Origin of the sequence: Pseudomonas sp. S5F11 (assembly GCF_019641515.1) — a bacterium.
Classification (GTDB): Bacteria; Pseudomonadota; Gammaproteobacteria; order Pseudomonadales; family Pseudomonadaceae; genus Aquipseudomonas; species Aquipseudomonas rhodesiae.
The window spans coordinates 1900679-1920691 of sequence record NZ_JAIFJZ010000001.1 but is presented as its reverse complement, the minus strand read 5'-3'; the positions used below and the strand labels follow the sequence as shown (position 1 = coordinate 1920691).

At 55.5% G+C, this 20013-nt stretch carries 19 protein-coding genes and 1 pseudogene; 7 read left to right on the top strand and 13 right to left on the bottom strand.

Annotation, left to right across the window (positions count from 1 at the left end):
- The first annotated feature begins 38 nt into the window (after positions 1–38).
- A complete protein-coding gene (locus tag K1567_RS08485; protein ID WP_220698351.1) occupies positions 39–2477 on the top strand; it encodes an AAA family ATPase in 2439 nt (812 codons plus the stop codon).
- A 287-nt stretch (positions 2478–2764) separates the two neighbouring features.
- Here the strand turns inward: K1567_RS08485 and K1567_RS08480 are convergent, their stop codons facing one another.
- On the bottom strand, positions 2765–3220 hold the full coding sequence (locus K1567_RS08480) for an Lrp/AsnC family transcriptional regulator (protein ID WP_220698350.1): 456 nt from the start codon (positions 3218–3220) through the stop codon (positions 2765–2767).
- 137 nt (positions 3221–3357) lie between these two features.
- Here K1567_RS08480 and K1567_RS08475 point away from each other — a divergent pair, with 137 nt between their 5' ends.
- From K1567_RS08475 to K1567_RS08460, 4 genes are all read left to right on the top strand, one after another.
- Positions 3358–3972, top strand: coding sequence for a LysE family translocator (locus tag K1567_RS08475; protein WP_220699029.1), 615 nt, complete (start codon positions 3358–3360; stop codon positions 3970–3972).
- Between the two features lie 14 nt (positions 3973–3986).
- On the top strand, positions 3987–4820 hold the full coding sequence (gene panB, locus K1567_RS08470) for a 3-methyl-2-oxobutanoate hydroxymethyltransferase (RefSeq protein WP_220698349.1): 834 nt from the start codon (positions 3987–3989) through the stop codon (positions 4818–4820).
- 16 nt (positions 4821–4836) lie between these two features.
- Positions 4837–5292, top strand: coding sequence for a MaoC family dehydratase (locus K1567_RS08465; protein WP_220698348.1), 456 nt, complete (start codon positions 4837–4839; stop codon positions 5290–5292).
- A gap of 456 nt (positions 5293–5748) precedes the next feature.
- Entirely contained in the window at positions 5749–7179 is a 1431-nt protein-coding gene (locus K1567_RS08460; protein WP_034097281.1) for an IS1182 family transposase, read from the top strand.
- A gap of 876 nt (positions 7180–8055) precedes the next feature.
- Here the strand turns inward: K1567_RS08460 and K1567_RS08455 are convergent.
- Positions 8056–9156 (bottom strand): siderophore-interacting protein, encoded by a 1101-nt coding sequence (locus K1567_RS08455; protein ID WP_220698347.1) that lies wholly within the window; start codon positions 9154–9156, stop codon positions 8056–8058.
- Positions 9157–9390: 234 nt separating this feature from the next.
- Entirely contained in the window at positions 9391–10074 is a 684-nt protein-coding gene (locus tag K1567_RS08450; RefSeq protein WP_310794495.1) for an ATP-binding protein, read from the bottom strand.
- 279 nt (positions 10075–10353) lie between these two features.
- On the opposite strand from K1567_RS08450, the gene K1567_RS08445 reads away from it, so the two are divergent.
- The gene (locus K1567_RS08445; protein ID WP_220698346.1) at positions 10354–11166 is read left to right on the top strand and encodes a helix-turn-helix domain-containing protein; all 813 of its coding nucleotides are present in this window, start codon (positions 10354–10356) and stop codon (positions 11164–11166) included.
- Here K1567_RS08445 and K1567_RS27495 read toward each other — a convergent pair.
- The 3 genes and pseudogenes from K1567_RS27495 to K1567_RS08435 form a co-directional block, all read right to left on the bottom strand.
- Positions 11114–11487, bottom strand: a pseudogene (locus K1567_RS27495) (hypothetical protein); the annotation flags it as partial. The gene K1567_RS08445 and the pseudogene K1567_RS27495 sit on opposite strands and share 53 nt — an antisense overlap.
- The gene (locus K1567_RS08440; RefSeq protein WP_220698345.1) at positions 11481–12740 is read right to left on the bottom strand and encodes a phage integrase central domain-containing protein; all 1260 of its coding nucleotides are present in this window, start codon (positions 12738–12740) and stop codon (positions 11481–11483) included. The gene K1567_RS08440 and the pseudogene K1567_RS27495, both read right to left, overlap by 7 nt.
- A 288-nt stretch (positions 12741–13028) precedes the next feature.
- Positions 13029–14525, bottom strand: coding sequence for a hypothetical protein (locus tag K1567_RS08435; RefSeq protein WP_213549038.1), 1497 nt, complete (start codon positions 14523–14525; stop codon positions 13029–13031).
- Between the two features lie 49 nt (positions 14526–14574).
- On the opposite strand from K1567_RS08435, the gene K1567_RS08430 reads away from it, so the two are divergent.
- Entirely contained in the window at positions 14575–14748 is a 174-nt protein-coding gene (locus tag K1567_RS08430; RefSeq protein WP_213549040.1) for a hypothetical protein, read from the top strand.
- Positions 14749–14811: 63 nt separating this feature from the next.
- Here K1567_RS08430 and K1567_RS08425 read toward each other — a convergent pair whose 3' ends face one another.
- From K1567_RS08425 to K1567_RS08395, 7 genes are all read right to left on the bottom strand, one after another.
- Positions 14812–15012, bottom strand: a complete 201-nt coding sequence (locus K1567_RS08425; protein WP_034096411.1) for a cold-shock protein — start codon at positions 15010–15012, stop codon at positions 14812–14814.
- A gap of 59 nt (positions 15013–15071) precedes the next feature.
- On the bottom strand, positions 15072–15284 hold the full coding sequence (locus tag K1567_RS08420) for a cold-shock protein (protein ID WP_034096412.1): 213 nt from the start codon (positions 15282–15284) through the stop codon (positions 15072–15074).
- Between the two features lie 180 nt (positions 15285–15464).
- Entirely contained in the window at positions 15465–17405 is a 1941-nt protein-coding gene (locus tag K1567_RS08415; protein WP_040267596.1) for a response regulator, read from the bottom strand.
- Positions 17395–18258 carry a sensor histidine kinase KdpD gene (locus tag K1567_RS08410; protein ID WP_034096414.1) on the bottom strand — a complete coding sequence of 288 codons (864 nt, stop codon included), beginning with the start codon at positions 18256–18258 and terminating at the stop codon, positions 17395–17397. Before K1567_RS08410 ends, K1567_RS08415 begins: the two co-directional genes overlap by 11 nt.
- On the bottom strand, positions 18251–19258 hold the full coding sequence (locus tag K1567_RS08405) for an ATP-binding protein (protein ID WP_082136187.1): 1008 nt from the start codon (positions 19256–19258) through the stop codon (positions 18251–18253). The genes K1567_RS08410 and K1567_RS08405 overlap by 8 nt, the downstream gene beginning before the upstream one ends.
- Complete coding sequence (locus tag K1567_RS08400) at positions 19249–19653, bottom strand: anti-sigma regulatory factor (RefSeq protein ID WP_034096415.1); 405 nt, start codon at positions 19651–19653, stop codon at positions 19249–19251. The genes K1567_RS08405 and K1567_RS08400 overlap by 10 nt, the downstream gene beginning before the upstream one ends.
- On the bottom strand, positions 19650–20012 hold the full coding sequence (locus K1567_RS08395; protein WP_034096416.1) for an STAS domain-containing protein: 363 nt from the start codon (positions 20010–20012) through the stop codon (positions 19650–19652). The genes K1567_RS08400 and K1567_RS08395 overlap by 4 nt, the downstream gene beginning before the upstream one ends.
- Position 20013 lies beyond the last annotated feature (1 nt).

Genomic DNA, 20013 nt, shown 5'->3' with positions numbered 1-20013 from the left:
GCTTGTTCCCTAACGTTTCCTCTCCACGGATGCGAGACATGATTGAATCGATCACCCTTTCCGGCATAGCAACCTACAGCCCTGTAACCCCCGAAACGATTCAAAACCTGAAGGCTGTGAACTACTTCTACGGTGCAAACGGAGCAGGCAAGACAACGATAAGCAGGCTGATAAACAACCCAGCACTATCAGCTACCTCCAAGGTCACGTGGGCGAAGGGCGATCCGATTCCTGCAATGGTCTACAACAACGATTTCATCGCTGCGAATTTCACTGACTCGAAGCAGTTCAAAGGTGTGTTCACGCTGGGCCAGGCCGAGCAGTCGCAACTTGATCACCTAGAAGAGCTCAAGAAGGAAAGGGGCCGCCACGCGCTATTCAAAACCAGAGCGCAAGAAAACCTGAATGGCCCAGACGGTAAGAGCGGGAAGATCGCCGAAAAAAATGCGTTGGAAGAAAAGCTAGTAGGACGGTGTTGGGAACAAAAGCAGAAGCACGATGATGAGTTTCAGGGGGCTTTTAAAGGCCTAAGAAACAACCGGGAGGCCTTCAAAAATAGGGTTTTGCAGGAGAGCAAAAGTAACACCTCCCAGTTGGTTGATATCGAAGACCTGCGCAAACGCGCAAACGTACTTTATGGTGACGCACCATTACCCATGAATGCTGTCCCCAATCTTGACCTGTCTCGCTTGGTCGCGCTTGAACAAAACCCTGTCCTGGGTAATAAAGTCGTCGGAAAAGAGGATGTCAATGTATCTGCGATGATCCAGCACTTGGGGAACAGTGACTGGATTAGACAAGGTATGAAGTACTTGGGCCATACCGACGATGACTGTCCTTTCTGTCAACAGAAATTGCCGCATGAATTCGAAAAAAGCCTTGAGGATTATTTCGACGAAACATTCGAAGCTGAAACTAGGGCTCTTTCGGAGTTTCGGGATACTTATAACGCATTAGCAGATGCTCTTTTAGCCCAGGCTCAAACAGTCCTGGCCACGGATTGTTCGCATCTAGATAAAGAGAAACTTGATCTTGAATTGCAGGCCCTGAATGCAATCATGTTGGTGAACAGGCAACGCATCGACCACAAGGTGGCTAGCCCCAGTATTGACGTGGCGTTGGAAGGTCTTGCAGAGATTCCGCTTAGAGTTTCTGATCTGATCAACTCAGCTAACCTCAAGGTATCTGAACATAATCGTCTTGTTTCCGGGTTCTCCGTTGAGCAGAATAAGTTAACAGATGCGGTATGGCGGTATCTTCTTGATGTTGAGCTAAAAGACACTCTTGCTGATTACACTAAAGATGTGGGTCGTGTCGACAAAGCAATTGATGGCATCACTGCAAGCGTGGATAAGGCAACGGTAGATATATCCACAGCTGACGCGGAAATTGCAAAGATTGAAAATTTGCTGACAAGTGTGAGGCCTACTGTCATTGCGATCAATAAAATCCTGAAAGACTTTGGGTTTCGGAGCTTCTCCCTAGATCCTGCGTGTGCCGATAATTCATATCGCCTGATCAGAAGCGATGGAACTGATGCTAAAGCAACGCTCAGCGAAGGCGAAAAGACCTTCGTTACTTTCCTGTATTTCTATCATTTGCTTAGGGGAAGTATCTCTACTTCAGGTGTCAGTACTGATCGAATAGTCGTAATTGATGACCCGGTTTCAAGCCTGGATAGCGATGTGCTGTTCATCGTGAGCAGTTTGATCAAAAAGCTCTTTCATGAGGTTCGCCAGAAGGGGAATAGCCTAAAACAGGTCTTTGTCCTGACTCATAACGTCCACTTTCATAAAGAAATTACCTTTAACCCCCAGAGGACTGGAGATGCTTCTATTAAGGATGAGACGTTTTGGGTAGTACGCAAGCCCGATTATTTCTCCAAGATTGAAGGCTTTGAGAATAATCCCATTAAGACGTCCTATCAGTTGCTGTGGGCAGAACTGACGAAAAAGCCATTGCCGGCGCTTACTATTCAAAATACCATGCGTAGGATCTTGGAGAATTACTTTAAAATTCTAGGAAACATAGATACGCATGTCATCATCGAAAAGTTCGAAGGGCAGGAGAAGGTTCAATGCCAATCATTAATTAGTTGGGTTAACGACGGATCCCACTATTCGCCAGATGATCTGTATGTGGCAATAAGCGATGGTATGGCACACAGCTATATGAAGATCTTCTTCAAGGTCTTTAAGGCTATGGAACATATGCCTCATTATAAAATGATGATGGGCCTAGACTTTGTCGATTTAGATCCTGTAGAAGATGAGCCGGAAGATGAGGAGCTGTTCGGAAATGCTGGCGGCACTGCAGTTGGGGAGGATGCACTTATCGTTGTTTCAGGGGGGCCTGGTGACGTAGGCGCTGTCGAGCCATTGCGCACTTCTGCGTCCTTGGTAATCCCCATTGTAGCGCAGTCTCCTAAGCCATTCTCAGTTGGGGCCGATGGTTCGGATACTGATATCCCATTCTGACTCGCTTGATCATGAGTCGGCGTGCTTGGTGGTACGCCGGTTCAAGAGCTTCTGCCTCGGTCTGATAATCGCCATATCGATATGAATTGTCCCCGGGCTCTGTAGGCGCCTCCAAATCTCAAAATAGAGCCTTGGTGAACATCCGCTTTTGGCCGATATCTGCCTGTCACCAAGGGCAGCAGCCGACCCTAAGCTGCCCTTCGCGAAAGGCAGCATTCGGCCAAAAGCAGCCGGATGTAGCAGTCAAAGCCTGATGGTTTCCCGGCGTCATCCGCAATGCTGGAACTTCACTCCAGCGGCAGGGGGCGATCAGTGATGACGTGCTTCATCACCAACGTTGATGTCAGACGCTGTACGTTCGGTAACCTCGACAGTTCCTCATCGTATAGTTTCTGAAACGCAGGAAGATCTGCTGTCACTACCATCAGCAGGTAATCAGGATCGCCAAAAAGTCTTTGCGCTTGGATGATGTAGGGAACACGCGGTAAAGCATCTTCAAAATCAGCTACCGCCTTTTGGTGCCCCTCTCGAAGCGTCACGAATACCAGGGACGAGAAATTGAGTCCTATATCAGTCGCGGATAGCTGAGCCCTATACCCTTTAATAACTCCTGCATCCTCCATCGCCCGAACACGTCGATGACACGGAGACAAACTCAGTCCTACACGTTCGGCCAAGTCCGTCAGCGACTGGCGACCATCCTGCTGCAGCTCCGCAAGAATCTTCTTATCAACACGATCCATTCAAGAAAACCTTCTAATTCTCACCACCGGGGAGGGAATCTTCGAAAGATAATACCACTTGGCTTTCTTTATCCTTCTATCACAGTTTTCAGGGCTTGAAGCTGCCCACTGAATTGATGAAAAGAAAGGTGTTGATCGTGACCGTATCTCTAATGATGGCTTTCTGGGCCGTATCATTTCTGTTTGTTATCACGCCTGGGGTTGACTGGGCCTATGCAATATCGGCGGGTCTGCGAGGCCGCGTATTACCCGCCGTAGTCGGCATGCTTTCCGGCCATCTTGTGGCCACGCTGATCGTCGCTGCAGGCGTGGGCGGGGTGCTGGTAAAAATACCCTATGGATTGCTGACATTAACGCTGATGGGGGCGGCCTATCTCTTATGGCTCGGACTCAACATGTTGTTCAAGCCTTCGCTGCCTGCTCAAGGGGCACGCCGCGATGAAGGTGCCTGGATGACCTGGGCGATAAAAGGACTGTGCGTCAGCGGTCTCAACCCGAAAGTCCTATTGTTGTTCCTAGCGCTGCTACCTCAGTTCACTGATGCGTCAGCCGCATGGCCAGTAGGGGCTCAGATTGTCGCTCTAGGCCTGATTCATGGTGTCAGTTGCGGTGTCGTCTATCTCGCGGTCGGTTATGGCGCTGGTGCGTTGATTGCTTCACGACCAGCAGCGGCAATTAATGTGAGTCGGATATCGGGAGCCGCGATGATCGTAATCGCTGTGGTTCTAGCTGCCGAGCGGCTGGCCATCTGAATTGAGGAAGTGAAATGTCTGATCAAATCAACGCCCCCTATAACAGCCGTCCTCGCGGAAGAGTACGAATTCCACATTTACAGGACATGAAGGTACGGGGGCAGAAATGGGCCATGTTGACTGCTTATGACATGTACGCCGCGTCGGTATTTGAGGCGGCAGGAATTCCAGTGCTGCTCGTAGGCGATTCCGCTGCCAACAACGTGTTTGGACATAACTCGACGTTGGCAATAACAGTTGACGAGATGCTTCCTCTTGTCAGGGCGGTTTCGAGTGCTACCAAAAGGGCGTTGGTCATTGCCGATTTGCCTTTTGGCTCTTATCAGGGATCGCCTGAGCAATGCTTTCATACCGCAGTGCGCTTCATGAAGGAAGGTGGCGCCCATGCCGTAAAGCTCGAAGGTGGGATCGAGATGCTTGCGCAGGTGGAGATGTTGGTAGCCGCTGGCATACCGGTTATGTCCCATATCGGCTTTACCCCGCAGGCAGAACACCAGCTAGGCGGATACCGTATCCAAGGCAAAGGCGAGGATGCACAGCGGTTGATTGATTTGAGTGTTGCCTTCGAGCGTGCTGGGGCGTTTGGTCTGTTGATAGAGATGGTGCCAGGCGATGTAGCAACGAGGATCACCGAGACAGTCTCCATCCCTACCGTCGGAATTGGTGCCGGGAATGGCTGCGACGCTCAGGTGCTTGTTTGGCAGGACATGGTAGGGCTCCGTACTGGTCAGTTACCGCGTTTCGTCAAGCAGTACGCGGATGTGAGAAAAGTGATGAGTGACGCTGCTCAAGCCTTTGCTAAAGACGTCGAGTCGGGTTCATTCCCTGGGCCAGTTCATACTTTTTAGATCAACGGAGATGTCAATGAACGCACTACGCCAGAAGGCAATTGAGGGACTTGAGGAAGGCGATACTTTCCAAATCAAACGCACTTTTTCGGACGCAGACATCGTCCAGTTTGAAGCGCTATCTCGCGATCACAACCCAGTGCATTCCAATGCCGTGTATGCAGAGGCCAAAGGCTTTGATGGTGTCATCGCTCATGGCTTGCTGACGGCGACATTGATCACAGAGATCGGAGGGCAGTTGGGGTGGTTGGCTACCTCCATGAGTTTGCGCTTCAAGCGCCCCGTTTATATGGGGGATGAGCTTACCTGCGTGTGGAAAATTATGGGAATCGATGAGGGCAATCGGGCTCAAGCCGAGGTAATTGTGACCAACAGTAGCGGCCTGGCTGTCTTGCTCGCGGAGACGACAGGGCTAATTCCCAATGACACCGAGAGAAAACTACTCGCGTCAATGACGGTTGATGAGATCTAGGCTTATCAAGGCAATGCAGAGACACTCCTGTAGAGAAATTACAGATGCATGACTTACTAAAATTTATTATTCGACCGGAAACGGAAAAGGCAGACGCCGGCTTTTTCGTTCTAGCCGCTTTCGTTGGTGGCGCAGCGGGAGTATTGCTGGCCTACAAAGTGTCGCTGTGGGTGGGATTGCCCTTCGCATTTTGTGCAACCTTAATGCTTCATCTCACCTGGCGGACACCAGGGTTCTCTCCCCAAACGACACAAAAATCGGGCCGTGCTGACGTATAGCATAACGGGAATAGTGAGGCCGTCTGATCGGTGCAATCAATTAAAGACCTAGTAAATGATTCCCCCTTTAGTGAGCACTTTTATGGATCGCATATGACCGCTTTTGGCCCAGAGTGTGTAAAAACGCCCGGACATACCCTTGCTATGATTTCTGAGAATTTCATCGCAAGGGAAGCCCATGAAACGGTTTATCCAGGGTGAGCACCGAGGGCAAAGCACCTTACTTCCCGAGAGGCTCGACGACTACGTCAGCGATTCCAACCCGGTACGGGTGGTTGATGCCTTCGTCGATGAACTCGATTTGGCCTCGTTGGGTTTTGATGGCGTCATTCCCGCCGAAACCGGCAGACCTGCGTATCACCCTGCGATCCTGCTGAAGATCTATATCTACGGCTACCTCAATCGCATCCAATCGAGTCGACGTCTTGAGCGAGAAGCCCAGCGCAACATCGAATTGATGTGGTTAACCGGGCGCTTGATGCCCGACTTCAAAACCATCGCCAACTTCCGAAAAGACAACAGCAAAGCCATTCGCGGCGTGTGCCGCCAGTTCGTTGTGCTGTGCCAGCAGTTGGGGTTGTTTAGCGAAAACCTGGTGGCCATCGACGGCAGCAAATTCAAGGCAGTGAACAACCGCGACCGCAATTTCACCAGCGCCAAACTGAAGCGGCGAATGGGAGAAATCGAGTCGAGCATCAACCGTTACCTGACCTCCCTTGATGCAGCTGATCGGCAAGTGCCAAGCGCCGCTGAGCCAGACGCTACGCGCCTGGAAGAGAAAATCGCCAAGCTCAAAGCTCAGATGAAAGAGCTTCAGGTGATCGAGTCTCAGCTCAACGACTCTCCAGACAAACAGGTCTCACTGACCGACCCCGATGCCCGCTCGATGATGACGCGTGGCAATGGCATCGTCGGCTACAACGTACAGACGGCGGTCGATACCCAGCACCATTTGATCGTTGCTCACGAGGTCACGAACGTTGGCTCTGACCGCGACCAACTCAGCTCGATGGCGAAGCAGGCGCGGGAAGCCATTGGTTCAGAAACGCTGTCCGTCGTGGCTGATCGAGGCTACTTCAAAAGCGAGGAAATCCTGGCCTGCCATGATGCAAAAATTACCGCCTATGTACCCAAGTCGATGACTTCAGGAGCTAAAGCGGACGGGCGTTTCAACAAAGATGCCTTCGTTTTTAACGCAGCTAAAAATGAATACCTTTGCCCGGCTGGCGAGGCATTGATTTGGCGTTTCTCCAGCGTCGAGAAAGGCCTGAACATGCACTGCTACTGGAGTTCGAACTGCCAAAGCTGCGCCCTGAAAACTCAGTGCACGCCGAGCAAGCAGCGACGAGTGCGGCGTTGGGAGCATGAAGCCGTGCTAGACGAAATGCAGAACCGGCTGAACCAGGCGCCGGACATGATGCGAGTCCGAAAGCGCACTGTTGAGCATCCCTTCGGGACGCTCAAACAATGGATGGGATCCACGCATTTCCTCACGCGTAGGCTGGCCGGCGTCAGCGCGGAGATGAGTCTAAATGTGCTCGCCTACAACATGAAGCGGGTCATGAGAATCATCGGTGCCGAAGGCTTGTTGAAGGCAATAGCGGCGTAAAAACCTCCGGCTTTTGCTGCTCCAGGTTGCGCTAAAACGCTTCATAAGCGCTCCGGAGCGTTACCGATGCTGATCGTGGCAAATACGTGGCCAATCGACTCGCCTGGCTGCGCTGGGCTGAGGCATCCACGATACGGAAGTGTTTTTACACACTCTGGGCCAGAAGCAGCCTCTCAGGGCAAGGCAGTAACGGACGTCTGACAAAACACCTATTCGTCTTAAGTACGATCCCAAATGGTGAACCGGACATCGGTACGATCAGGGGGCTGCGGTGTCTTGCTAAGTACAAGGCACCGGACAGGGCCAACATAATCATCTATCACACAAAGTGAGAAGATTGTGTGCTGCAGCCTAAATCGCCCAGCATCGTTTACTGATGGCAATCAGCCGCATATGATGCACTAACTGCAAGAACATCAGCCCCAAGGGCCTTAGCAATGGAAGCAAATAGTGAATTGCTGCGCTCACGACATCTCGCTACTCAAGCCCGGCAGCTCTTTGCTATCGCGATCACATCCGTACACGCCCCTCACCTCACTAAATGCCATGTGTGCCGCCAACCGTTTTTTTTGGGGGGGGGGGCTGCCTGGATGGCATAGTCGCGGAAGGAGGTAAGACGCTTCATAGTAGGCAACCGCCTTGGCAACAATCATTTGCATGATGGGGCCACCCTGCATACCTAGACACACCTACTTACCTATGCCATTTAAGTCTAACGATACGCTGGATATTTGCTTTCAAAACGCTCTTAACCCGTAAAACGGCGGGAGGTATCAAGTAGTGAAGGGTGGCTTTTGGTCAAAGTGATTCAGATATCTACGTTTCTGAGTTAGGAAAAATGGGGGGCAGCTCGGCGCTCTGTTGCTAACGCAGTGGTTAACCCACCGCTAGGTCTTTGAAGTCCACTTCTCCTCTTTTCCAAAACCCCGCTGCCTGTACATCTTCAGGATTGAATCCCCGCTCCCTGAGCAGATGCTGTCGAATCTTTTTGACGACGCCAGACTCACCGGCCACCCAAGCCCCGCCGGACTGATTCGGGAGCGGTGAACTGCGGATTGCGTCGTAAATGGTCGAGGAAGTCTCAAGGTTACCGGCATCGCGAAATAGCCATCGAACTACGGCGTTGGGCCGTGCCGGAAACTCTATAATCTCGCTCTCTCTGCCCACTTCAATAAAAACATGGAGCTCTTTTTCAGGCGTGGTTTTGGCCATGATTGCCTGGATGGCTGCGAGTGCAGATTCATCGCCTGCAAGCAGCAGCCAGCTTCTGGGGGGATTTTCGACGAAGCCTCCTCGCGGCCCGGATATGGAAAGGCGATCACCGACGCGGGCATTCGCAGCCCATTGGGACATTGGCCCACCACCGTGTAATGCCATGTCAAAGGTCATGCGGCGACGCTCGGCATCCCACGCACGGATGCTATACGCTCTGCCCACCGGAACCGCGTCATTGCTCGCTTCAAGGAACAGTTTGACCCAATGGCCTGGCTTTCCTTCCGGGAAGTCGAAGAGGCTGACACCGGTAACGACTATCCGTCGCAGCCGGGGTGAAACTTCGAGTACTTCCACCACTTTCGCCGGGCGTAAACGGGGGTGGTGATGCAGGGGGCGTGCAGTCACCTCCATGTCTGGAAGTGACTTGAATGCGGGTATGGGCCGGGATTTCATGGTCACTCCACCAATACGCAGGGCCATCCCGCAGGCACCGAATAATGTCGCCATCGCCTCTGGCAATTGGGCCGGCGCTGCCTCGTCCTGCCGCTGGGATTTCTTTCGCAAAAATGAGCTCAACGCTCCCAGCAACTCCAGTTCATTTTGCGAAACAAAAGGTGAATCTGGGCCGAGGAGCTCAAAGTCGGGAGCGTGCTCGCGTATCGATTTCATGAGCCGGGCGAATGTAAAATTATACTCCGGGTTTACCCCCAGTTCCTCGAGCAAGAATCCAGCTTGATTCGGCCAGGCGCCTTTCCAGTTCAAGGCCCGGAGCGCTTTGAGCAGCCTGGCTTCTACCGGGGAACAATGATGCCTGGACAGTAAAGGTCGCTGTATTCGGCTCTCCATCGAATCACTCCTCAAATCTTGATCAAGGTTTGGCAGGATGACGACTGCAAAAAAGTCTCCTGCCTCTCGGGTTACAGCGTCTTCACGTTACTGATGTGCGGTTGCGGTGCCTGAATGCCGCCAACTAGCGCGTAATTGCCTGCTTGCTCATCATTGCTTCTGGCTGTTGAGTCTTGCGCAATAGTCACGGGCGAATTGCGATGCAATGCGCCCCGATCGCGATCCTCGTTGAGTGGCCCATCGGTTCGCATGAATATGCGCTTCTTCAACGGCTTCCTCGGGGACCCCATGGGTCATGAGCCATTGATTGACGGCATTGATATATTCGTCTGGAGAGAAGCTGTAGAAGGAAATCCACAGCCCGAAGCGTTCGGATAAGGAAATCTTTTCCTCAACTTCTTCTCCTGGGTGCAGGGCGCCGTCCTCCCCTCGGGTTCTGGACAGGTTATCCGATGCCTTTTCGGCAATCAGGTGGCGGCGGTTAGAGGTCGCGTAGATCAAGGTATTCGTGGACTGCCCGGTAATCGAGCCATCCAGTACGGTTTTCAACCGTTTGTAGCCGATCTCACCCTCTTCAAAAGACAAGTCGTCACAGAAGAGAATGAACTTTCCGGGCTGGCCACTGACCAGGTCGATCACCTCGGGCAGGTCACCGATGTTTTCCTTATCGATCTCGATCAGGCGCAATCCCTGGCCATGGAATTCGTTCAGGCAGGCTTTGACCAACGAGGACTTGCCCGTGCCTCGGGAACCCGTCAGCAACACGTTGTTTGCAGGTTTCCCGGAAATGAAATTTTGCGTGTTGTCTCTTATCAGCTGAATTTGACGGTCCACGTTTTTTCAACTGGCGAAAATCTATCAGGCCCGGATGCTTAACCGGCAGCAATACCGCGTGACTAACGCCCCGGTGTGCCCTGTATCGCCATTGATAAGCGATGATGTCGGACTGCAGCGAGAATTCCGCGTTGAGTGGGTAAGCACGTTCGAGCGAGTCGGCAATGCGCTTGAGCTGGGCTAGTATTTCCAGCGAGATCTGGTTCTGAGAGTCGACGCTTGTGTTCACGATGATTAGCACGCAGATAGGGCAATGAGGCTTTCCATCATGCTAAGTTGGTGGTAACCCGTCTAACGCATAAGGGGCGCGCACCGTCGAGTTATGGACATTCCATTTCCGAGATTGCTCGGCAGCATCCGGGCCAAAGCATCTATACGCTGGCCCTTGATCTTTCCAGTGGCACACGCATCAGCACCCACCAGCATTCGGAAGGACAGCTTCTTTTTGCGCCTGCAGGTGTTCTGGCTGTGACGACAAATGCCGGTTGCTGGGTGGTGCCGGGTGGCCAGGGTCTATGGATTCCTGCCAATGAACCCCATTGGACGCGCGCTATCGGAACATCGAGGATCAGAACCATCTATCTCAGTGGCGAGCGGTCAGCAGATTTGCCCATTGCATGTACGCTGATGGGAATATCGACCTTACTGCAGGAGCTGATTGCTGCTGTCCTGCTCGTGACCGCGCACGGTGCACAGGAGAGTCGTGACTATCACCTGATGGCGCTTCTGGTCGAGGAGCTTGTCGCCGCACCCCGGAGCTCCAGACTCTTGCCGACTCCCGGCAGCGAGAGGCTGAAGGACCTGTGCCGTGCAATTTCAGCTAACGCGACCCTGGACTGGGGCCTGGCGGAGTGCGCGCAGTTTCTGGGTATAAGCATGAAAACCGTACAGCGCTGGTTTCAGGCGGACATAGGCATCAGCTTCGGCGAGTGGCGCAAGCAAGTCAGGCTGTTCGTAGCCCTTGAAAACCTCGCGCTAGGGAAGAGCGTATTGGAGGTTTCCCTCGATGCCGGCTATTCGAGCCCCAGTGCCTTTTCGGCTATGTTTCGACGCGAGTTCGGTATGTCACCCAGTACCTTTCAGAAAGTCTAAAATTCTGCAATAGACAGCTTTTGACCGATACTGTGGAAGAAGTCGAATTTTTTTGGGTAGCTGACACAGGCAGGTTGCCAGTAGTGGCCTCCTCAATATGATCACTCCACCAAGCCAACTTTGGTCGTCTGCGCTCAATCAATGTGGTTCGCAAGATTGTAGGTGCTTCGAACCTCATCTTTATCGAGATCGGCAAGCGCTACCTCGATTAGCTCCGGCTCCTAGCCGTGTTCGTTTACATAGCACTGGCCATTGAGCGAATGCCGTATCTACCTGACGCCTTTCGAGAACCATCCACTTCAGCGCCATATTTACTAAAGAATGGCAGGCCCATTTGCGTTGCGTGTCACAAAGTCGGCCCAGTCAGCCATCAATACACGGCGCTTTTCCAATAACTCACTTCGCCAATAGGCCGCCTCAGCACCGCTGGCGACAACATGAGCCAAAGCCATCTCGCAGACTTCGCGTGCATGGGGTGTACATTCAGCCGCCCAGTCCCTGAATGTGCTGCGAAACCCGTGAGCAGTAATGACTTTGTCATTGCTATCGCGCCAGCCCTTGCCACCATCTGCCAGATCCTTTTGGTCCATGCGACGCAAAGTCATTAACATGGCCATGTTGCTAATGGGGCGACCTTTACGAGCCCCTGGGAACAGCAACGAGCTACCTTTGATTCGTGGGAGAGCTTTGAGCAGTGCGATAAGCGCATCAGATAAAGGCACGGTATGAGTTTTCCCCGCTTTCATTCTCACCGCTGGAATCGTCCATAGCTTGGCTTCCAAATCAACCTCCCTCCAGTCGGCTTCAAGAACCTCGCTGGTTCGGCAGGCAGTGAGAATCGTCATTTTGAGTGCGCAAGCGGATTGTCCTTCGACACTATCAAGTGCTGGTATGAAACGAGTTAACTCCGAGTAAGGCAATGCCGGGTGGTTTTGGGTACGTTTAGCCTTGGAGCTCGGTGGTAACAGCTTGTCTAGGTGTCCACGCCAGCGTGCCGGGTTTTCACCGTCTCGCAGTCCACGTGCTTTTGCGGCGTCAAGCACTAGTTCGATCCTGTTACGAACCCGGCTAGCTGTTTCGGTTTTGCTGCCCCAGATGGGTTTTAGAATATCGAGAATGTGCTCGGTAGTGATCTGGTTTGTGGCGAGTTCGCCGATGACCGGCGCGGCGTAAGTAGACAGTGTATTCGTCCATTGTTGGGCGTGTTTGACGTTTTTCCAGCCAGTACGATGAGCTTCTATGTAATCGGTGGACACGTCCTTGAACGTGATGGATTTGTTTTTACGTTGCAGCTCAGCGGTCGCCTGCGCCGCTCGCTCGTCATCACGAGCCTGTAAGGGGTCAATACCATCGCGTAGTAAACGGCGCTTATCACTACTGTTTTGCCGAGCTTCCTTCAGGCCGATTGCAGGATAGGTGCCTAATCCCATTTCCCTGCGCTTTCCGGAAAGCTGGAAGCGCAGTACCCAGTATTTCTTCCCATTGGGCTTGAGCAGGAGACGTAGGCCATCCCCGTCCTCATAGGTGCCCGGTGTCGTCAGATTTTCAATTTGCTTAGCTGTCAGCTTTCCCATGGGAATAATCCTTTATAAGCTTTGTTCCCCCATCTGTCCCCCCACAAAGGCTAGGAAGGTGACGGATGTTGATGGATGTTATGAGACGATGATAGGCTGAGATTTCCTTTAAAATAAAGGGCTGCGGAGTTTTATCGGTTGTTGGTGGATTTTGATTGGGCGGACTATCTCTCCGCCATTATTGAATAACCAAAAGCCCCTGAAAGGTTTAATCCTTTCAGGGGCTTTTGCGTTTCCGATGGCTTCATTTTAGAGGTGGGTTTTATCCAGTGCGAGCACCAGCGTCCTTCACTTAAACACTAGCCCCTCACTCCCCAAAGCCTGCGCCATTTGCGCAAACTGCGGCAGCCGCGCGACATATTCCGTTTCGAACGCCAAATACCTATCCTGCGCCGCCACGTAACGAATCTGCGGTTTAACCCGTGGGATGTCCTTGGAGGACAGTTTCAATACATCGTTGCTGCACTGGTTCCACAACCACGCCAAGGTGTGGGTGCCGAAGGTTTGCGTGTGATAACTCCAGACCCACCAATCACCGTGGCCACGGGCAACGTCCAACCGGCCGTGAAAGGTGCGCAGGGTGATGACTTGCTTGGGCTGAGTGACCAGCAGGCGCGTGTCCTGGCGCACTTCGCTGCCGAAGCCGTCCAGTACCGCCTGGGTGCTGGTGCCGGTGACGAAGTTAAAGCGCCATGCTAGCAGCACGCTTTCCTGGTAGCCGGGGTGTTCGGGGTTGGGGCGCGCGCCTTCGCTGAATAACAGCACCTCATCGCCTCCCAGGTAAGCGGTGGCTGCGCGCAATTGATAGGCTTCAGCCGGCATCGGTTTGGCGGCAATGGTGACCGGTTGTGTAAGGTATTGACTCCAAATCCAGCAGCACGGGCCGTTGTGCTGCATAAACAGCAAACGGTTGGGGCCGATGGGCAGGAGGGTCAGTTCATCGGGGTGTTCGAAAATGATCTCGCTGGTCTGCGCGGTGATGCGCCAGATCCGCGTCAATGCCTCGGGTTCGTAGAGGCGTTGACGCTCGAAGACTTGATCCTCGACCACCACGCAGGGATCTTCAAACGCCGGCCATTGCGTCTCGACGGGGCCGAAAACCTCAACGCTGTTGCCCTTGCGGATCTCGTACTGATAGCGATCATCCGAACGGTACGCGCCGCGCGTTACCTGACGTTTCCACAGGCTGCGTTGAACGTTGGCATCGATCAGTTGCAGATCGGCGCCGTCCACGCCGTCTTTGCGGAGTTCGAGCATGTCCTGCTCGGTAGGCGGCCAGGCGTTGTAATCGATCAGGAAGCATAACCAGCTATCGTCCTCCTGCTCAGTGATCGCGGCCCAGCCGTTGCGATAGTTGCCTTCGTGCACATACGTCGGGCCTGGGTATTCATGTACGTCCTGCAGCCACTGGAGCTTGCTGCGTTTGGGCTTGGCTGCGGGCGGTGTTTGCGCTTGGATGAGTGTCGGCTTGAAATGCAGGGCTGTCTTCTGTCCGCACCAATGTTGGGTAAACCGTTCGCGCTGATTGGCGGGGACAATCACCGGGCGGTAATCGTCGCCCCCCGCGTCGAGGTTCCACAGGTCGAAGCCTTCGCGCGCCAGTGCAGTGGCCAGCGCTTCGAAGCACACCTCGGGCATTTCATTGCAGAGTTCATCCAGCAGCGTTTCGAAGGCCGCGCCGGAAAACACGCTGATGTGGGGGTAGACAGGTGGCAGCAGTGACAGCCATTCGCCGCCGGGGGTTTTCCAATCGATATGCACTAACGGATTAAAACCAGCAGTCATCACATCAGCCTCCCCCTGGAGTTTTGTACCTGTGCATCATAGAGCAAGAATGCAAGGCCAAGCGGCCGAGGCTCAATACAGCCGCTTGCGCAACAGTGTGTTCGGGGTTGTGCTTCTGACCGGTTTGAGCACGGTGGTGCTGGCCTGGTTGTTGACGCGCAGTATGTTCGGTCCGCTGGGCCAGTCGATGCGCGCCGCGCAAGCGTCGCTCGGGGCGAACTGACCCAGACCGTGCAGGTCAGTGGCAACGATGAAGTGACCCGCTGGTTCGTGGGGTGTTTTTGCGCTAGTTCACGGTGACGTCCTTCACGATCTCGATATTGATCGCCTGCCACTCACCGCCCGGACCTCTGACCCGTTCGTAGGTCACGACTTGCCCAGGACGCAGTACCGGCTCACCGTTATAGCTGAAGAAAACCTCTTGCTCGCCGTAGGGTATCGTCTCGTTGCTGGTGGGAATTGCAGTCTGTGGAGTTTCAATGGGCATGGCCGTTCTCCTTTTTCAGTGCAATACGTGGCCGGTTGTGGCCGGTAAGCGTGTGGGGGTTATTTTTCGACTTGGACTTTGTCCGCCTGCATGCCTTTCTGTCCCTGCACAGCCTCGAAAGTGACCTTTTGCCCTTCGGTCAGCGTTTTGAAGCCGGTGCCCATAATCGCTCTGAAATGCACGAACAGGTCAGGCCCACTCTCGGGGCTAATAAAGCCGAAGCCCTTGGTTTCGTTGAACCACTTCACAGTGCCGTGTTGTCTGTCGCTCATTGCTCATATCCTCGAAGCCTTGGTGTCTACCGTCAGTCGAGTCGACCTGACGACGGTATCCATAATCAAAGTTCCGATGAGTCTGGGCGTCAACGCGCCACAAGACCGGCGGTACTGTCATTCTTGACAGGTTCACCGCCCTTGGAAATGCGCCAGACTACGCAGTTATTGTCTGAAAAATCAGGTTGAGGACCCAGGTTTGGACGGTTCTAGCCCCTGGCGGATTTTTTCCAGCAATTGATCGATATGAAATGGCTTGGTGATCAGGTCCATGCGTTCGCCGAGAAAATCCTGTCGGTTTGCCGCGTTTTCGGCGTAACCGGTCATAAATAGGATCGGTAGCTCCTCGCGCATGCCCCGTGCGTGGTCCGCCAGCTCGCGACCGGTCATGTAGGGCAGACCGAAATCGGTAAGCAGCAGGTTGATTGTTGGATCGGCCCGCAGCATGACAATGGCCTCGTCGCCGTCCGCTGCCAGGCTGCAGCGGTAGCCCGCATCCATCAGGACTTCGGCCACGAAACCGCGCACAGACGGCATGTCTTCGACCACTAGGATATGTTCGCCGTGACCCATGCCTGGCAATGCTTCTACCTTGATGGCCTGGGCCGCAGGACCGTCGGCAGCGGGCAGCATGATGGTCACTTCGGTGCCCTGGCGGGTCACGCTGCGGATCTGTGCGTCGCCGCCGGACTGGCGCGCGAACCCGTAGATAGTCGACAGGCCCAGGCCGGTGCCTTGGCCCACCGGTTTGGTGGTGAAGAACGGGTCGAACACCTTGTCGATGACGCTGGGTTCGATGCCCACACCGTTGTCGCGTACCGACAGGGCAATGTACGGGCCGTTTTCCAGCTTGGGGTTACCGGTGGAATACGCCGGGTAGGTGGTGACCCAGATGATCCCGCCTTGTGGCAGGGCATCCCGGGCGTTGATCACCAGGTTGAGCACAGCGCTTTCCAGTTGAATCGGGTCCACCATCGCCACAGCCGGGTTGTTGGTCAGCTCCAGATTCAGCGCGATGTGCTCGCCGATGGTGCGCATCAGCAACTCTTCCAGGGAGCGGATATGCGCGTTGATATCGGTAGGGCGCGTATCCAGAGGCTGCTGGCGCGCGAATGCGAGCAGGCGGTTGGTCAGCCCGGCGGCGCTCAGGGCGGAGTTCAGCGCGGCGTCGGCATAGCCCAGTACTTTTTCGGTGCGCTGGCTCTGGATGCGTTTTTTGATCAGTTCCAGGCTGGTGATGATGCCGGTCAGCAGGTTGTTGAAGTCGTGGGCGATACCCCCAGTGAGCTTGCCCAGCGCATCCATCTTCTGCGCCTGCAGCAATTGGGCTTCGGTGCGCGCCAGTTGGCTCGCGGCGTTGGCCAGTTCGGCCTGTTGATGCCGTTCGCGATGGCGATGCTCGGTCACGTCTTCAACAAACACCAGGCTCAGGCCGGCGCGGCGGTAGGGTGAAATCTGCCACTCGGTCTCGCGCAACTGGTCGTCGACCTTCATCAGCAAGGTGCCTTTCCAGCGTTCACCAGCGGCCAGGCGCAGGCACAGCTCCTGGATCACGGCCAATTGATCTGCGGCGAAGCATTCCAGCAGAGCGTCCGGGTTGAGGTTGTCGTGAATCAGTTGAGCGAAGGCGTGGTTGCACTCGTGGACTTTGAGCTGCGCGTCCATCACTGCGATAGGCGCACTGATGTTGAAGAAAATCTCACGAAAGCGTGCCTCGCTCTCGCGCAAGGCGTACTCGGTGTCGCGGACCCGCAACAAGGTGCGCAGGGTGGCCAGCAGTACTTCAGGGTCCACCGGGTGGATCAGATACGCGTCGGCGCCGGCGTCCAGGCCGGTGATGATATCGCCGGTCTCGATCGAAGCCGCCGACACATGCACCACCGGCAGCAACGCGGTGGCGGGGTCAGCGCGCAGGCCGCGCACGATGTCGAAGCCGCTCATGTCCGGCAGGTTGACGTCCAGGATCAGCGCATCGATGGTACGGCTGGCGATCAGGTCCAGGCCGTCCTGACCGGTGCCGGCCTCCAGCACTTGGTAGTGATGGTTCTCCAGGCGCCGGCGCAGGGCGTAACGCGTGGCGGCGTTGTCGTCGACGATCAGCAGTTGGATGTCACGTTTCATCGACGGTCTCGTTGGCGATGGAAAGGGGAATGACCACAAAGAACAACGAACCCACGCCGGGCGTGCTTTCTACCCCAACCCGGCCGCCCAGCAGCTCGGCGAAGCGCTTGCACAGCGACAGCCCCAGCCCGGTGCCCCGCAGGCGCTTTTGCAGCGGCGAGTCGATCTGCGAGAAATCCTCGAACAGGTTGCTGTGCAGTTCGATGGGGATGCCAAGGCCGGTGTCCTGCACCGCGAAGCGGATCTCCCGCTCGTTCTCCATGCGCGCCGACACCCGCACCTCGCCCTGCAGCGTGAACTTCAGCGCGTTGGAGATAAAGTTGCGCAGGATCTGCGCGAGCTTTTTGTCATCGGTATAAAGCTTGGGCAGGCCGGCGGGCTCTTCGAAGATCAGGTCCACCGACGACGCATCCACAATCGGCCGGAACATGCCACGCAGGGCCGAGAATAGGTCGAACATATCGAACCAGGCCGGGGAGATGCTGATGCGCCCGGCCTCGATCTTGGCCAGGTCCAGCAGATCGTCGACCATCTCGCGCAGTTCTCGCGCCGAGCTGCGGATAAAGCCCACCTGGGTGTGTTGCTCGGGGCTGAGTGGGCCGTCGAGTTCATCGTCCAGCAGGCTGGTGATACTCAGGATCGAGCCCAATGGCGTGCGGAACTCGTGGCTCATATACGACAGGAAGCGGCTCTTGAGGTCCGAGGCCTGGCGCAGTTGATCGGCTTGGGTATCCAGCTCGGCATACAGCGCCAGCACGCCTTGGTTGGTCTCGTCCAATTCGGCGCGCAGCGCATCGGCCTCTTGACGCAAGCGCTGGACTTCTGCGGCGAGCGAGGCAGTGGTATCAGCCATCGATGGCCTCCAGGGCAATCACGAAAACGGTGACGTCATCCCGGCCGCGACAGAAGTCACGGTGCAGGATGGCGGCGATCAAAGCCGGGTGGCGGTGCGTCAGCCCGGGGTAGTCGGCCAGGTTCCAGCGTGACTGCAGGCCGTCGCTGAACAAGATCAGCAGCTGGCCGCTGACCTCAGCGTAGTCGAATGGCTGCGCCTTGCGAAACTGCACGCCGACGATGCCTGGATGAGACGCCAGACCGCGGGACTTGCCAGGGCCGATCAGGCTGGCGCCGATATTGCCCACGCCGGTAAAGCGCAGGCTGCCGGTCGCCGCGTTGTATTGCGCCACGGCCACGGCACCGCCACGGGTACCGCTCATGCCGGCGTGCATATCTGCCATCAGCAGCGTCGCTTCGTCAAAGGCGCCCCGTGCGAACACCTGTTCGCCGTCCCGCGCGGCGCGTTCGGCTTCGCTGCCATGGCCCAGCCCGTCGGCCACCATCACACTGAAGCGGCCGGGTTCAATTGCCAGGTGCCAGGCATCGCCGCAGGCCGGGTCGTCATGCAGGGAGTGTTGGCTGACCCCGTAACGTATGTCCTTGGCCGTTGAGGCTCTCGGATACAGGCGCGCGAGCATCGCCGTACCGCGTGGGTCGGCGTACACATCGAACACTTGGGCCACCCGTGAAATGGCGCCCATGCCGATGCCCTGGGTGCCGCCGGTGGAAAACCCGTCCACCAGGCAGCTGTCCAGGTCAAAGCCCTGGCCGCGATCCACGGCGATCATCTCCACACCGCCGTTGCCGGTGGCGCGCAGGTGCAATTGGCCGTGGGCGGCATGCTTGAGGATATTGCTGCTCAGTTCGGTGGCCACCAGGGCCACGCGACCGGCGTCGGTTTCGTCGAAGCCCAAGTGTTCGGCGAGTTTCTGTGCGGTACGTCGGGCGTGACCAATCTGGCTCACATCCTCGATCAACAACACCTGCGTGAGGGCGCTGGGAATATTCAGGACCATCGAGTGATCGTCACGCGGGTGCCCTGGCCGGGTGCGGTATCCAGTTCGAATTCGTCCACCAGGCGCTTGGCGCCGGTCAGCCCCAGGCCGAGCCCGCCGCCGGAGGTCCAGCCGTCGGTCATCGCCAGTTTGATATCGGGAATGCCTGGGCCTTCGTCGCGAAACGTCAGACGAACGCCGGAGCGCAGGTCTTTCTCGACTATTTCCCAATCCATATACCCGCCGCCGCCGTAGACCACCGTGTTACGCGCCAGCTCACTGACGGCCGTGACCAATTTGGTCAGGTCGATCAGGCGCATGCCGCAATCCTGGGCCAGTTTGCGGACCAGTTGTCGAGCCAGCACAACGTCCTGTTCGATCAGCACGGGATGAGTGCCATTGCTGGCCAGGGTCATGAGTTTTCTACCCGCTCGCGCAACAGCTTCATGCCGCGTTCGACATTGAGTGCGGTGGCGACTCCAGGCAAGGTCATGCCCAGCTCCACCAGGGTAATGGCCACTGCCGGCTGCATACCCACCAGCACGGTCTGTGCATCCATGATCCGCGAGAGCCCGGAGATGGTGCCGATCATGCGGCCGATAAAAGAGTCGACCATGTCCAGCGCCGAGATATCGATCAATACCCCACGCGCCGAGGTGCGGTTGATGCGTTCGGACAGGTCGTCCTGCAGCGTCAACGCGAGCTGGTCGTGCATATCCACCTGGATGGTCACGAGCAGAAACTCGCCCATCTGCAAAATCGGGATGCGTTCCATG